The sequence below is a fragment of the Deinococcus budaensis genome (assembly GCF_014201885.1).
Taxonomy (GTDB): domain Bacteria; phylum Deinococcota; class Deinococci; order Deinococcales; family Deinococcaceae; genus Deinococcus; species Deinococcus budaensis.
In genome coordinates this window covers 506,126-520,461 of sequence record NZ_JACHFN010000001.1, presented here as the reverse complement: position 1 = coordinate 520,461, position 14,336 = coordinate 506,126, and the positions used below count along the sequence as shown (strand labels likewise).

14 protein-coding genes are annotated in these 14,336 nt (G+C 70.5%); 3 read left to right on the top strand and 11 right to left on the bottom strand.

Annotated features, from left to right (window positions below; translation table 11 throughout):
• Nucleotides 1-72: 72 nt before the first annotated feature.
• Both HNQ09_RS02485 and HNQ09_RS02480 read left to right on the top strand, forming a co-directional pair.
• The gene (locus tag HNQ09_RS02485; RefSeq protein ID WP_184024922.1) at nt 73-1,140 is read left to right on the top strand and encodes a BsuPI-related putative proteinase inhibitor; all 1,068 of its coding nucleotides are present in this window, start codon (nt 73-75) and stop codon (nt 1,138-1,140) included.
• Between the two features lie 29 nt (nt 1,141-1,169).
• Complete coding sequence (locus tag HNQ09_RS02480; protein WP_184024920.1) at nt 1,170-3,011, top strand: arginine--tRNA ligase; 1,842 nt, start codon at nt 1,170-1,172, stop codon at nt 3,009-3,011.
• A gap of 62 nt (nt 3,012-3,073) precedes the next feature.
• Here the strand turns inward: HNQ09_RS02480 and HNQ09_RS02475 are convergent, their stop codons facing one another.
• The 3 genes from HNQ09_RS02475 to HNQ09_RS02465 form a co-directional block, all read right to left on the bottom strand.
• Nucleotides 3,074-3,919 (bottom strand): alpha/beta hydrolase family protein, encoded by an 846-nt coding sequence (locus tag HNQ09_RS02475; protein ID WP_184024918.1) that lies wholly within the window; start codon nt 3,917-3,919, stop codon nt 3,074-3,076.
• 104 nt (nt 3,920-4,023) lie between these two features.
• Nucleotides 4,024-5,184 (bottom strand): acyltransferase, encoded by a 1,161-nt coding sequence (locus HNQ09_RS02470; RefSeq protein ID WP_184024916.1) that lies wholly within the window; start codon nt 5,182-5,184, stop codon nt 4,024-4,026.
• 58 nt (nt 5,185-5,242) lie between these two features.
• Complete coding sequence (locus tag HNQ09_RS02465; protein ID WP_184024913.1) at nt 5,243-6,340, bottom strand: prephenate dehydrogenase; 1,098 nt, start codon at nt 6,338-6,340, stop codon at nt 5,243-5,245.
• Between the two features lie 82 nt (nt 6,341-6,422).
• On the opposite strand from HNQ09_RS02465, the gene HNQ09_RS02460 reads away from it, so the two are divergent.
• The gene (locus HNQ09_RS02460) at nt 6,423-6,854 is read left to right on the top strand and encodes an HIT domain-containing protein (protein WP_184024910.1); all 432 of its coding nucleotides are present in this window, start codon (nt 6,423-6,425) and stop codon (nt 6,852-6,854) included.
• 55 nt (nt 6,855-6,909) lie between these two features.
• Here the strand turns inward: HNQ09_RS02460 and HNQ09_RS02455 are convergent, their stop codons facing one another.
• From HNQ09_RS02455 to rpsB, 8 genes are all read right to left on the bottom strand, one after another.
• On the bottom strand, nt 6,910-7,575 hold the full coding sequence (locus HNQ09_RS02455) for a glycosyltransferase family 2 protein (RefSeq protein WP_380002562.1): 666 nt from the start codon (nt 7,573-7,575) through the stop codon (nt 6,910-6,912).
• A gap of 126 nt (nt 7,576-7,701) precedes the next feature.
• Complete coding sequence (locus tag HNQ09_RS02450) at nt 7,702-8,820, bottom strand: site-2 protease family protein (RefSeq protein ID WP_184024908.1); 1,119 nt, start codon at nt 8,818-8,820, stop codon at nt 7,702-7,704.
• Nucleotides 8,817-9,980: a 1-deoxy-D-xylulose-5-phosphate reductoisomerase gene (dxr, locus tag HNQ09_RS02445; protein ID WP_184024906.1), complete on the bottom strand. Its 1,164-nt coding sequence runs from the start codon at nt 9,978-9,980 to the stop codon at nt 8,817-8,819. Before dxr ends, HNQ09_RS02450 begins: the two co-directional genes overlap by 4 nt.
• Nucleotides 9,981-10,123: 143 nt before the next feature.
• On the bottom strand, nt 10,124-10,954 hold the full coding sequence (locus tag HNQ09_RS02440) for a phosphatidate cytidylyltransferase (RefSeq protein WP_184024904.1): 831 nt from the start codon (nt 10,952-10,954) through the stop codon (nt 10,124-10,126).
• Nucleotides 10,955-11,048: 94 nt separating this feature from the next.
• Nucleotides 11,049-11,600, bottom strand: a complete 552-nt coding sequence (frr, locus tag HNQ09_RS02435; RefSeq protein ID WP_184024902.1) for a ribosome recycling factor — start codon at nt 11,598-11,600, stop codon at nt 11,049-11,051.
• Nucleotides 11,601-11,672: 72 nt separating this feature from the next.
• Nucleotides 11,673-12,407, bottom strand: a complete 735-nt coding sequence (gene pyrH / locus HNQ09_RS02430; protein ID WP_184024900.1) for a UMP kinase — start codon at nt 12,405-12,407, stop codon at nt 11,673-11,675.
• Nucleotides 12,408-12,606: 199 nt separating this feature from the next.
• Nucleotides 12,607-13,404 carry a translation elongation factor Ts gene (gene tsf, locus HNQ09_RS02425; protein WP_184024897.1) on the bottom strand — a complete coding sequence of 266 codons (798 nt, stop codon included), beginning with the start codon at nt 13,402-13,404 and terminating at the stop codon, nt 12,607-12,609.
• 94 nt (nt 13,405-13,498) lie between these two features.
• Nucleotides 13,499-14,293 carry a 30S ribosomal protein S2 gene (gene rpsB / locus HNQ09_RS02420; RefSeq protein WP_184024895.1) on the bottom strand — a complete coding sequence of 265 codons (795 nt, stop codon included), beginning with the start codon at nt 14,291-14,293 and terminating at the stop codon, nt 13,499-13,501.
• Nucleotides 14,294-14,336: the final 43 nt, after the last annotated feature.

The window sequence follows — 14,336 nt, the reverse complement described above, 5'->3', positions numbered from 1 at the left end:
CAGTCTGGCGCGTGGCGGACGGGGGTGAAAGGGGTTCAGGTGGAGGTCACCTCACCCCTCTACGCTGGCGCCATGCCCCACCGCTTCCGGCTGTCCGCCGCCCTGGTCCTGGCGCTCGCCGCCTGTGCCCAGGCCCAGACCGCCCCGGCGCTCCAGTTCCGGCTGGAGCCGGAGGGCTACCACGCCTATCAAAACGGCCCGCCCCCACCGCTGACCCTCACCCTGACACTGCGAAATCCTTCCACAGCGCCTGTCACGCTGACCTGCCGGGCGCTGGGCGGCCCCGTGCTGAAACGCTTCACGGAGTTCCTGAACGGCGAATCACTGCTGCGCGACGAGACCGTGGGTGAGCTGCGCCCGCAAGCCGGGGCGCCGGTCTGCCGCCGCGTGGGCGAGAGGCTGACCCTGGCCCCCCGCACGAGCTACACCTATGCGCGGGCGCTGGGGCCGCAGAAGGTCGGGGCACAGGTCCACTACCGCAGCGGCTGGAACGTCAGCGCGGCGGCGGGGTCGGGGTGGTTGCGAAGCGGGACGGTCACGGCGCTGGTCGTGCGGGGAAACCGTCCCATCCCCACGCCGAATCCGCAGGCCTATCACGACGCCCTGGACGCCAGCCGCGCCCGCTGGTACAGCCGCAGCAGCCGCTCCTCCAGGCCGGACACGCTCCTGTCCTTCGAACTCGCGGATGAACTCTCGCGGGAGGCGTTCCTGGCGGAGTTGAAGAAGCGCGGCCTTAACCTGGGGGCCATTGAGATCGAGGTCGCGCCGCCCGCCCGGTTCCCGACGAAGCCGACCCTCGCCCACAGCGCCGCCGTCACCGTCGCGCCCGAAGCGCAGGGCTACGCCTTCACGCTCAAGGTCACGAACAAGACGGACGGACCACTGGAGACGTATCAGTCCGCCTGCGATCCCCTCGCCATTGAGCGCGTCTCCGATGGCCTGCGTGTCTGGCAGATGGGCAATGGGCCGTGTCAGACAGTCGGGCCTCTGGTCACCGTCCTGCAACCCGGCGAGTCCACCACCCGCGAGGCCCGCTGGGACGGCCAGGACAGTCTCGGCCGCCGCGTGCCGCCCGGTCAGTACCGCGTGCGGCTGGGCTTGGGGCAGTTCGTGGGCGAGGCGGTCTTCACGGTGAAATAAGCGCCGACTCACTGTTAAACTTCCCTCTTATGGACCTCAAGGCTCAACTCAAGGCCGCCGTCGAGCAGGCCGCCGCCGAACTCGGGGCGCCGCTGCCCCTCCCCTTTGACGTGGCGATTCAGGAAACGCCCGTGGGCAAGCCCGGCGACTACGGCACGCCCGCCGCCTTCCAGCTGGCCAAGGCCCTGGGGCAAAGTCCGGCGGCGGTCGCCGCGCAGCTGGCCGGGAAGGTCGCGCTTCCGGAGGGCATCGCCCGGGCGGAGGCCGCCGGGCCGTTTCTGAACTTCTTCGTGGACGTGGGCGCCTTCGTGCGGGGCGTGGTCGAGCGGCCCTCCGGGGTGGAGGCGCGCGGCGGCAAGGTCGTCATCGAGCACACCTCGGTCAACCCCAACAAGGAGCTGCACGTCGGGCACCTGCGCAACGTCGTGCTGGGCGACAGCATGGCGCGCATCTTCCGCGCCGCCGGGCACACGGTCGAGGTCCAGAACTATATCGACGACACCGGGCGGCAGGCGGCCGAGTCCCTCTTCGCCACCGGGCATTACGGCCGCGTCTGGGACGGCATGCAGAAGTACGACCACTGGCTGGGGGAAGGCTACGTGCGCCTGAACGCCGACCCCGCCAAGCCCAGCCTGGAAGAGGGCATCAGCGCCGTCATGCACCGCCTGGAGGCCGGGGAACTGCGCGGCGAGATCGAGAAGGTGGTCCACGCGCACCTGGAGACCTGCTTCCGGCTGGGCGCCCGCTACGACCTGCTGAACTGGGAGTCCGACGTGGTGGGCAGCGGGTTTCTCGCGCAGGCGATGAACATCCTGCGGGAGAGCCGCTACACCTCGCGGCCCACGGAAGGCAAGTACGCCGGGGCCTTGGTGATGGACGTGTCCGAGTTCATGCCGGGGCTGGAAGAACCCAACGTGGTCCTGGTGCGCTCGGACGGCACGGCCATGTACGCCGCCAAGGACATCGGCTACCAGTTCTGGAAGTTCGGCCTCTTCGAGGGGATGAAGTTCAAGCCCTTCACCCAGGACCCCGAGGGAAACACCGTCTGGACCAGCGCCCCCGACGGCCAGCCTGACCTGGAACGCCGGTTCGGTCACGCCGAGGAGGTCATCAACGTGATCGACTCGCGTCAGAACCACCCCCAGACGGTGGTGAGAAGCGCGCTGGGCGTGGCGGGCGAGGAGGGCAAAAAGGAGCGCTCGGTTCACCTCTCCTACGCTTTCGTCACGCTGGAGGGCCAGACCATCTCGGGCCGCAAGGGGATCGCGGTGAGCGCCGACGACGCGATGAACGAGGCGCAGAGCCGGGCGCTGGCCGTGTTGCAGGGCATCAACCCCGAGCTGGCGGCCCGGGAGGACGCCGCCGAGATCGCCCGCCGCATCGGGCTGGGGGCGGTGCGCTTCGCGATGCTCAAGGCCGAGCCGACCCGCCAGATCGACTTCCGCTGGGAGCAGGCGCTGGCGCTTCAGGGCGACACCGCGCCGTATGTCCAGTACGCCGCCGTGCGCGCCGCCAGCATCCTGCGCCGGGGACAGGAGGCGGGGTACGCGGTCGGCGGCCAGGGCGCCGACTGGGACGCCCTGAGCGACCTAGACCTCACCCTCGCCAAGATGGTCGCCCGCCTGCCCGAGGTCGTCACCCAGGCGGTGCGCATCCACTCGCCGCACGTGGTCGCCGCGTACGCGCTGGACCTCGCCACCGCCTTCAACGCCTGGTTCAACGCGAAAGACCAGGCCGGAAAGCCTGCCACCAACGTCCTCCAGAGTCCCGCCGGGCTGCGCGAGGCCCGGCTGGCGCTGGTCGCCCGCCTGCGGGTGGCCTTCGAGGAGACGCTGGCCCTGATCGGCATCGAGGTGCCGGCAGCGATGTAGTCGCCCGGACAACGGAAAGCGGGAGGCCGAGCGCGACGGGCCTCCCGCTGCCTGTCCAGGCCTCAGCGCTTGCGGGCCTGTTCCCCCGCCTGCTCTTCCAGGCGCCCGAAAAAGGAGGCGAGCTGCCGCGCCAGGGTGGGCGAGAAGCGGTTGCCGCCCAGGTGGGGGCCGGGCACCCTCACGAACTGGCTCAGGCCGGGCGCGGCGCGCGTAAAGAGGCGCTCGGAGTTCTCCACCGGCACCACGCCGTCGTCGGGACTGGCGACCATGAAGAGGGGCAGCCGGGGGGCGGCCTTGGCCAGGTGCAGCGGATTGAGCCGGGGGGCGGGTTCGTCCTCCGCCAGCCCGTAGGCGTGGTCGATCTCGGCGCGGCGCGTGAGGGCGGTGCCCCAGGCGCTGCGCAGGTCGGTCCAGCCGTCGATCAGGGCCACGCCGCTGACCGGGTAGGGGCTGCCGGGCAGGGCGCTGCGCAGCGCGAGCAGGCCGCCCATGCTCAGGCCCAGCGCGTAGGTGCGGCCGTTCCAGGCAAAGTGCCGGGTGGCCTCCCAGCGCAGGCTGGCGACCTGGGCGAGCGCGGCGGGGCTGCCCCAGGTGCTCTCGCCGCCGTCGTCGCTGAGCAGCACGGCAAAGGGGGCGGCGAGCAGGGCGTCGACCAGCACCCGCGCCTGCGGGCTGGTGTGCAGCCGCTCGGCGCTCTGCCCGCGCGGGTGCGACACGACCACCAGCGCGCATTCCTGCGCGTAGCACGCGGGCGGCACCCGCAGGTAGGACGGCCCGCTGAGGCGGTCGAGCTGCACCGTGTCGGGCACGGTCGGCAGCGGCAGCGGCGGGGGGGTCGTGACAGCGGCCCCGGCGGTCACGCTCAGGGCAGCCAGCAATGAGGAGAGAACAAAAAAGGCGCGGCGCATCAACCGCTGCACTCTAGCGTCCCGGCGGTGACGGGCCTCTGACCCCGGCACTTGTCTGAAGCGAGTCTGAACGCCGCGCGGCCGGGGCAGGGGGGAACCGGCCCTCAGCGCCCGAACAGCAGCAGGCCCAGCCGCTTGCCCAGCAGCCGCCGCCCGATCAACGCCGGGAGCAGCAGCGCCACCAGCGCGAAGACCGCCACCGTGAGCGCCAGCCGCGCGGGGTCGCCGTCCGGCGGCACGAGGCGTTCGAGCGCTTGCAGCACCGCCGGGTGAATCAGGTAGATCGGCAGGCTGACGGTCCCCAGAACCGAGATCGCCCGGGTCAGCGGGCCGGGCCGCCGCTGCAAACGGTACGCCAGCCCCAGCAGCGTGAGCGCCGTGAGGGCCGTGAAGCTCCAGCTCAGGCTGGAATACACGACCGGCGTGACCCCCTCGCCGCGCAGGTAGGCCAGCGCCACCGGCAGGTACAGCGCGTAGGCCAGCGCCAGCAGCGGCACCACCGCCCAGCGCCGCCTGCGCCACCACGCCTGGAACTCGCCCAGCCGCGCGCCCACCCCCAGCCCCAGCAGGACCGGGAGCAGGTACCACAGCACCGTGCTTGCCGGAAAGGGCAGGCGCAGCACCTCGCGGTTGAGCAGGTAAACCCCGAACTGCACCGCCAGCCCCGCGAGCAGCATCACCGTGATGGGCGGGCGCCTGCGCGCCAGCGGCAGCAGCAGCGGCAGCACCACGTAGACTTCCAGCGCCACCAGCAGGAAATACAGGTGAAAGCTGCCCTTGCCGTACAGCAGCCAGTATTCCCAGCGCGCGGGGTCGGTCAGGGTCTCCGGCGCCCGCTGCCCGGTCCAGACGTACCACAGGGCGTACAGGGCGGTCCACAGCAGGTACGGCCAGCCGCCGCGCGTCAGCCGCCGCCACAGGTAGCGCCCCGGCTCGAAGCGTTTCAGGAGGCTGCGGGTCAGCACCACTGCCGACAGGAAGACGAAAGCGGGCACCGCGAAATGCAGGGTGCGGTTGATCACCAGCAGCGTGTCGTGCGTCAGCGTCCCGGTCTCGGCGTAGCGCAGGGCCATGCCGGTCGTGTGGTGCCCCACGACCTCCAGGATGGTCAGCCCCCGGAAGGTGTCGATGGCGGTCAGGCGCGGGGCCGCGCTGCCTGGCCCGGCTCCCTCCTGAAGGGCGCTGGCCGCCACCGTCTCGCCCTGATCCAGGGGCGCGGCGGGGGCGGCGGCAGAGGGGGCGGCGGGCAGGGCAGGCTCGGACATCCGGGCGCTCACTCTAGCGGGCCGGGGCATGAGCTGCGTCCACCTGGAGGCGCACCCTTCACCCGCGCCCCCGCACCTCGAAACCCGCCGCGCGCAGCAGGGCCGCGGCGCGGCGCACGTCTTCGGCGCTTTCCAGCCCCAGCCGCAGGGCGCCGCCCTCCTCGCGGATCGCCAGCACTTCGATGTCCTTGATATTCAGCCCCGCCGCGCCCAGCGCCTGGGTGACCACCCCGATCTGGTTGGGCTTGTCCGGCACCGCCACGACGAGGTCGTGCTTGGGGGGCAGCAGGCTGCGGCGCACGACCGGCAGGCTGTCGCGGGTGCGTTTGCCCTCGCTGGCGGCCATCAGCAGTTCGCCCGGTTGCTCCAGGTCGGCTTCCAGGCGCTCCAGCTGCCGCCGGAAGCGGGCCAGGGCGTCTCTCAGCGCCGCGCGGTTTTCGACCACCATGTCGCGGCTCATGCGGGGGTCTCCGCTCGCCACCCGCGTCAGGTCGCGGAAGCCCCCGGCGGCCAGCAGGCTGAGGCGCTCGTCGCGCGCCACCATGTGCGTCAGCGCCAGGCTGACGAGGTACGGCAGGTGGCTCACGGTCGCCACCAGCGCGTCGTGCGCGTCGGGCGGCATCACGACCGGGGCGGCCCCCAGGCCCTCGACCAGCGCGCGGGCGCGGCTCAGCGCCGTCAGCGGGGTATGGTCAGTCGGCGTGAGCACCCACACCGCGTTTTCCAGCAGGCCCGCGTGCGCGTGGGTCACCCCGCCGCGCTCGCTGCCCGCCATCGGGTGCCCCGGCACGAAGCCCCGCACGCCCAGCGCCTCCAACTCGGCGGCGATTCCGGCCTTCACGCTGCCCACGTCGGTCACCAGCGCACCCGGCGAGAGCCAGGGCGCCAGCGCGCGGGCCAGCGGCGCCAGCGCGCTCATCGGGGCAGCCAGCACGACCAGATCGCACCCGCGCAGCCACTCGCCCGGGCTGGTCTGCACCTCGTCCACCACCCCGAGCGCCTCGGCCTCGCGCAGCACTTCCACGCTGGCGTCGTAACCGATCACGTGCCGGGCGAGCAGCCGCTGGCGCAGCCCCAGCGCGACGCTGCCCCCGATCAACCCCACCCCCGCGATGGCGGCCCGGTCAAACACCGGGGAGGCGGACGCTTCAGACATGCGGCCCACCGTAGCACGCGCGGTTCGGAGAAGAGGGGAACTCTGTTGGGCAGCCCGCGCCGCCGGGGAGTAGGGTGGGCGGGTGGAAAGCCAGGGGCAGACGTGCGTCTTTTGCCGGATCGTCCGGGGCGAGGCCGAGGCGAGCCTCGTGTACGAGGATGACCTCCTCGTGGCCTTTCTCGACCTCAATCCCGTCACGCCGGGGCACCTGCTGGTCGTGCCCCGGCGGCACGCGCCGAGTCTGGGGGAACTCACGGACGCCGAGGCGGCGAGCCTGATGCGGACCGGGCGCGACCTGCTGGGCGTGCTGCGGAGGGGTGCCGTCCCCTGTGAGGGGGTCAACCTCTTTCTGGCCGATGGAGAGGCGGCGGGGCAGGAGGTGCCCCACGTTCACCTGCATGTTTTCGCGCGCTTGCGGGGTGACGGGTTTGCCCTGCACGGGGACTGGAGCCGTTTTCCGCCGCGTGCGGAACTCGGTGCCCTCGCGGCCCGGATTCGCGCGGACCTGCGCTGAAGGCGGTTCAGGGCCCCCGGGGGGAGGGCAGAACGTCGGGAAGGGGCGCGGCTTCCTATTTTCCCCTTCGCCTGCGCTGGCGGTAGGTCAGCAGGTCGGCGTACATCCGGGTCCGGTAGCCCACGCCCTTCCAGAAGCCGCGTTTTTTCTCCTTGAGCACCTGGCTGACCTGACCGAGTTCGACGTAGGTCCAGCGGGCGCCGGTCGCCCGCAGGTGGTCGGTGATGGGCGGCTCGGGCCAGCGCTCCTGCCCCAGCCGGGGCACCCCCAGCAGCCAGTCGCGCCGCGCGGCCCGTTGCCCGCTGAGGTTGGGCGTGAGCTTGTTGCCCCAGTCGCTGGCAAAGCTCCCGCCGCCCTCGAAGACCCCGATGGCCATGTCGGCCTCCCCGGCCAGCACCGGCGCGAGCAGCCGCTCCAGATGCGCGCGGGTCAACCCCACCAGGTCAGCGTCGAGCATCAGGACGTATTCGGCGTCCGCCGCCTCCAGGGCCGCCTTGAGCGCCGGACCCTTGCCCGCGTTCTCACGCAGCTCCACGACCCGTGCCCCCGCCTCCCGCGCGACCTGCGGGGTGCGGTCGCGGCTGCCGTCGCTCGCCACGACGACCTCGGGCGTGAGTTCCCGCGCGGTGCGGATCACGGCGGCCACGGTGTCCTCCTCGTTGTACGCGGGAATCACGACCGCCACGCGCGACCCGGTTCCCTGCGGCTTTGGTTCCTGCATCACGTTCATGGTAAAGCCTGGGGCGGCCAGCTCCCAGCCGCCAGCGATCAGCCGACCTCGGGCGCCCGAGGCCGTGTGGGGGATCACCTGTTCTGCTGACCCCTGGAGTGTGCTGACAGCTGGTCGCTAGAAAAAGCGGCTCACGTCCCGCACGACCACGAACATCATCAGCAGCATCACGAAGGCGAAGCCCGCCACGCTGATCGCCTGCTCCTGCGCGAAGGTCAGCGGGCGGCCCCGCAGCGCCCCGACCAGCACCAGCATGATCCGTCCGCCGTCCAGCCCCGGAATCGGGATCAGGTTGAAAAAAGCCAGCGACAGGTTGAGCAGCACGGCCACCTGCGCCAGCGCCCAGGGGCTGAGCGCGGCAGCCTGGCTGACGATCTCGGCGGTGCCGATGGGACCGCTGACGTTCTCGTCGCGCGAGAGGTCGAGGGTGAAGAAGCGCGCGAAAAGCCCCCCGAACGCCCGCAGAATCTGCGGCACCGCCTCGGCGGTGGTGGTCAGCGAGGTCACGAAGGCGGTCGGAACGCTGGCAGGCTGCACGTCCGGACGGTACTCGATGCCCAGCCGCTGCCGCTCTCCGTTCACCTGCGCCCGCCAGTCGAAGGCCACCTCGCGCGTCTGGCCCCCGCGCTCGACCGTCAGGGTCTTGGGGCCGCTGGTGGCGAGCGTGTCGCGCAGGGTTTCCCAGCCTGCGCGCGGCTGGCCGTCCACGGTGTAGGTGTCGGGAATGTCGCGCCCGTTGACGGCCGTCACCACGTCCCCGGCCCGCAGCCCCAGCGCCTGCGCCCGCGACCCCGGCAACACGGCCTCGATGCGGGCGCGGTCGGGCGCGGGCACCCCCTGCGAGGTGAAGGTCAGCGTCATCAACCCGATGGCCAGCGCCAGGTTCATCAGCGGCCCGGCGAGCAGCACGGCGACCTTGCCCCACGCCGGAAGCGCCGCGAAGCCCCGGGTGGGGGAGCGGTACACGCCGCCGGGGCCTTCCTCCGGCGCCATGCCGTCGATCTCCACGTAGCCGCCGATGGGCAGCAGCGAGAGCCGCCACTCGGTCCCGCGCCAGGCCTGCTTGAACAGCACCGGCCCCATGCCGACGCTGAAGGATTTCACGCCTACACCCTGCTTTTTCGCCAGCGCGTAGTGCGCCAGCTCATGCAGGAAAGTCGCCACGCCGATGATGAGGAGGGTCCACAGCAGGCCCTGGGGGCTGAGGGCCGCCGCGATGCTCTGGAAGACGTTCACGCGCGCACCCCAGCCACCAGCTCACGCGCCCGCGCGGTCGCCCAGGCTTCGGTCCCGGCCAGCGCGTCCCAGCTCAGCTCGCCGGAGGGCGTCTCGTCGAGGACGCGCTCGATCACGCGCGGGATGTCCAGAAACCCGATCTGCCCGGCCAGAAAGGCAGGCACGGCCACCTCGTCCGCCGCGTTCAGCGCCGCCGGGGCCAGGCCCCCCGCCTCGCCCGCCCGGTACGCCAGTCCCAGGCAGGGAAAGCGCGCGGCGTCGGGTTCGCGGAATTCCCACCCGCCCCGCAGCGGCCAGCCCAGGTGCCCGGCGACCTCGGGACCCCGCCGGGCGCCGCGCACGTCGCCGGGGCGGGTCATGCCCCCCGGCGCCGCGTCCACGGCGTAGGCGATGGCGAGCCGCATGTCGGTGGGGCCGAACTGCCCCTTGAGGCTGCCGTCGCGGAAGCGCACCGCCGCGTGCAGCACGCTCTGCGGATGCACCACCACCCCGACCCGCGAGAGGGGCAACCCGTAGAGGGAAGCGCACTCCATCACCTCCAGCCCCTTGTTCATCAGCGTGGCCGAGTCGATGGTGATCTTCTGGCCCATGCTCCAGGAAGGATGCCGCAGCGCCTCTGCGGCCGTGACCCGGCTCAGGTCGGCAGGGCCGTCGCGGAAGGGGCCGCCCGAGGCCGTCAGGATGAGTTCGGCCACGTCGTCCAGATGCTCGCCGGTCAGGCACTGGTAGACGCCGGTGTGTTCGGAATCCACCGGCACCACCCGGCCCCCGCCGCGCGCCGCCGCCGCCCAGATCAGCGCCGCCGCCGTGACCATCGCCTCCTTGGTCGCCAGCGCGACCGCCCGCCCCGCCTCCAGCGCCGCGCGGGTGGGGAGGAGGCCCGGCAGGCCGCTCATGGCGTTGACCACCACGTCGGCGGGCAGGGCCGCGACCTCGGCGGGATCGGCGATCACCCGCAGGCCGGGAAAGAGGGCGCTGGCCCGGGCGTAGGCTTCCGGCGCCACGCTCACCACCCCGGGGCGGAACTCGCGCACCTGCGCCTCCAGCCGCTCCAGGTTGCGCCCCGCCGCCAGCGCCCCCACCCGCCAGCCGCGCTCGCGCGCCACATCCAGCGTCTGCGTTCCGATACTTCCCGTACTGCCCAGCACCGTCAGGTTCACCTGTACAGCATGGCGCACGCGGGCGGCGTGGATAGTGGGAAGTGGTGCGTGGGCCGTCAAGCTGGGCCGTGGCGACGGACCCAAACTGCGAAAGCCCCGGCACGGGCCGGGACTCTCTTTCCGCTCACGTTTTTCCTTCCCGCTTACCGGGGAAACACGCTGATGTTCAGGAACAGGTACGTGGCCGGAACCGCGAACAGCAGCGAATCCAGGCGGTCGAGAAAGCCGCCGTGCCCCGGCAGGCTGCTGCCCGAATCCTTGGTTTTCAGGGCGCGCTTGATCAGGCTCTCGGACAGGTCCCCAAGCTGCGAGGCGCTGGCGATCAGCACCGAGATCAGCAGGGCGTCGAGCGGCGAGCCGACCTGGGTGAGCTGGGTCATCACCAGCACGGTCACGAAGCTGAAGGCCAGGCCGCCGATCGCCCCCTCGACCGTCTTGCCGGGGCTGACTTCCGGCGCCAGCTTGCGCTGACCGAAAAAGTGGCCGCCGAAATACCCGCCGATGTCGGCGGCGAAGGTGGCGAGCAGCGGCAGCGCGAAATACAGCAGGCCGTCCCCGGCGTCGGGGCTGTAGCGCAGCAGCAGGAAGTAGCCCAGCAGCCAGGGGATATACAGCAGCCCGAACAGCGAGTACACGACGCGCTCCAGCGGGCGCTCGCCGGGCCGCATGACCTCCATCACCAGCAGGTAGCCCAGCGCCACCGTCAGCACGACCTCGCGCCACGAGCCGCCTTCCCAGGGGGGCGCGGGCAGCATCGGCAGGCTCGCCACGATGATCGCCGTGCCGAACATGCCCAGCGACACCCGCCGCACGTCGATGTCGTTGCGGTCGAGCATCCGGATGTACTCGAACAGCGCCATGACCGACACGAACACCAGCGCGGGCAGCATCGCCACCCAGCCCACCCAGACCACCGCGCTGATCATCACGAACCCCACCACCGAGGTCAGGACGCGGGTGCTCAGCGACTCCATGGGCACCTCCGGCCAGCCTGCCGCGCGTGGCATGGGGCGTGTGGACGGCGCTCGGTCCGGCTCCACACGCCACACGCCACCGGCCCCATGCCCCTCACCCGAGGATTTCCTGCTCCTTCTTGTGGAAGGTCGTCTCGACGCGGGCGATGAACTCGTCGGTGATCTTCTGGACCTCGGCCTCGCCGCGCTTGATCTCGTCGTCCCCGACGCCCGCGACCTTCTTGACCTCGTCGAGCGCGTGCTTGCGCAGGTTGCGAATGGCGATGCGCGCGTCCTCGGCGTAGTTGCGGGCGTTCTTGACGAGGTCCTTGCGGCGCTCCTCGGTCAGCATGGGCAGGCTGATAAAGATGGTGTCGCCCTTGTTGTTGGGGTTCAGGCCCAGGTCGCTGTCGCGGATCGCCTTTTCGATGGGGTTCAGCGCGCCCCGGTCCCAGGGGGTGATCACCAGCGTGCGCGCGTCGGGCGTGGTGATGCTCGCCACTTGGTCGATGGGCACCGTGGAGCCGTAGTAATCCACCAGCACCTTCTTGAGAATGCCGGGGTTGGCGCGGCCGGTCCGCAGCACGCTGAGGTTGTTCTCCAGCGCCTCGATGGCCTTGCCCATGCGCTCACGCGCGTCACTCTGAATGGCTTTCATGTCCGCCATGATGGAAGTCTCCTTTGAACAGGGGTCGTGGGTGGAGGCTGGGGGTCGGGCCAGATTGTAGCCCAGCCCGGCTCAGCCTGCGGCGGCGGGGTCCGGCACGGGCGTCTGGATCAGTGTGCCCACCCGCTCGCCCGAGAGCAGGCGCCGCAGGTTGCCTTCCCCGAACAGGTCGAACACCACGATGGGCAGCCCCTTGTCCTGACACAGCGTCAGGGCGGTCGCGTCCATCACCTCCAAGCGGCGCTCGACCACGTCCATGTGGGTCAGGGTGTCGAACCTCCGGGCGTCCGGGTTTTTCTGGGGGTCCGAATCGTACACGCCGTCCACCTTGTTTTTCGCCATCAGGACCACGTCGGCGCCGATTTCCAGCGCGCGCAGGGTCGAGGTCGTGTCGGTGGTGAAAAAGGGCGCCCCGTTGCCCCCGCCGAAAATCACGACCCGGCCCTTTTCGAGGTGGCGCATCGCCCGGCGGCGGATGTACGGCTCGGCCACCGCCTGCATCTGGATCGCGCTCATCACCCGGGTGGGCTGCCCGGCGGCCTCCATCGCGTCTTGCAGGGCCATCGCGTTCATCACGGTGCCCAGCATGCCGATGTAGTCGGCGGTCGCGGGATCCATGCCGGCGCCGTTGCGCGCGCCGCGCCACAGGTTGCCGCCGCCGATCACGATGGCAAGCTCCACGCCGGTGCCCGCGTGCGCCTGCGTGATCAGGTGGGCCAGCCCCGCCGTCGTCTCGGGGCTGATGCCGAAGCCGGAGTCACCGGCAAGAAATTCACCGGACAGTTTGAGCAAGACGCGTTTGAACATGAACTTGACCTCGCAGGGTGGAAAGCAGGCGGGAGAGAAGCGGGCGGCAAAGGGGCCACAGGAGACAAACGGAGCAGAGAAAACGTCCAGCAGACCCACTGGGGCCACTGGACGCGGGAGAGAAGGGAGCAGAGGGATCGCGGCCCCGTGAAAGCCCGTGAAAAAGGGCGGCTGTGTGCGCCGCCCCGGGTGTGCCGTGTTACGCGCCGATCTCGAAGCGCACGAAGCGCTTGATCTGGCCGCTGCCCAGGTACTGCCCCACCGTCACGCTGTTGTCCTTGACGAACTTCTGCTCGGGCAGGACCTTTTCCTCGTAGAACTTGCCGATCTGGCCGCCCACGATCTTGTCCACGATCTGCTGGGGCTTGCCCTCGTTGAGCGCCTTGTTGGTCAGGATCTCGCGCTCTTTTTCGATGTCGTCCTGGTTGACCTCGTCGCGGCTGAGGTACTGGGGCCGCTCGGCGGCCACGTGCAGGGCCACGTCCTTGGCCTTGGCGCTGTCGCCGCCCGACACGTCGACGAGCACGCCGATCTTGCCGTTGGAGTGCACGTACCCGGCCACCGTGTCGCCCTCGACGTAGGCCACCCGGTTCAGGACCAGGTTCTCGCCGATCCGGCCCGCCGCCGCCGCGACCGCGTTACCCACCGTGTCGCCGCTCTCCAGCGTGAAGTTCTTGAACTCCTCCACGTCGTTGGTCCCGGCCTTGAGCGCCGCCTGCGCGAGGCTCTCGACCAGCGCCTGGAAGTCGGAGTTGCGGGCCACGAAGTCGGTCTCGCTGTTGACTTCCACGATGGCGGCCTTGTTGCCGTCCACCACGAAGCGCACCAGGCCCTCCTTGGCCTCGCGGTCGGCCTTCTTGGCGGCCTTCACGATGCCGCGCTCGCGCAGCAGGGCGACCGCCTTGTCCTCGTCGTTTCCAGCGTCGGCCAGGGCCTTTTTCACGTCCATCATGCCCGCGCCGGTCAGCTCGCGCAGCTTCTTGATCGATTCCATCATGGTGCGTACCTCCAGGAGATTGGATTCTTGATTCTCAAAGAAGGGGGCGGCCCGCACTCCCGCCGGACGCCCCCACAATGCGTGGTCGGGGAGCTTAGCTGCGGCCCTGGCTGGAGGTGAGCTGGGCGGTGTCGCCCTCTTCCCCCTGCTCGGCAGCCACGATGGCGTCGTTCTCGCCCTCCACGCGCCCGCCGCTCACGTCCTCGCCGCCGCCGCGCGCCTCCACGATCAGGTCACCGACGCGGTGGGCGATCAGCTGGATGCTGCGGATCGCGTCGTCGTTGCCCGGCACGATGTAGTCGATCACGTCGGGGTCGGAGTCGGTGTCGGCCAAGGCGATCACGGGAATCCCCAGCTTGTTGGCCTCCTGCACGGCGATGACTTCCTTGGTGGGGTCCACCACGAAGATCGCGTCCGGGAGGCGGGTCATCTTGCGGATGCCGCCCACAAAGCGCAGCAGGCGCTCGCGTTCGGTGCCCAGGGCGATGCGCTCGGCCTTGGGGCGGTCGTTGATGCGGCCCGACTCGAACATGTCGTCGAGTTCGTTCAGGCGGTCGATGCGGGTGCGCATGGTGCGGAAGTTGGTGAGCATCCCGCCCAGCCAGCGGCTGGTCACGAAGGGCATCCCGGTGCGCCGGGCTTCGAGTTCCACGATCTCCTGGGCCTGCTTCTTGGTGCCCACGAAGAGGATCACGCCGCCGCGCTCGGACAGGTCCTTGATGTAATCGAAGGAACGGTCGATCTGCTTGAGGGTCTTTTGCAGGTCGATGATGAAGATGCCGTTGCGCTCGGCAAAGATGAACCGCTTGAACTTGGGGTTCCAGCGCTTGGTCTCGTGGCCGAAGTGGACGCCCGCTTCGAGCAGCTGCTTCATGGAAATGTACGACACGGTAAGCTCCTGAACGTTGATCCGGGAAAAGTTTGCCGTCCTC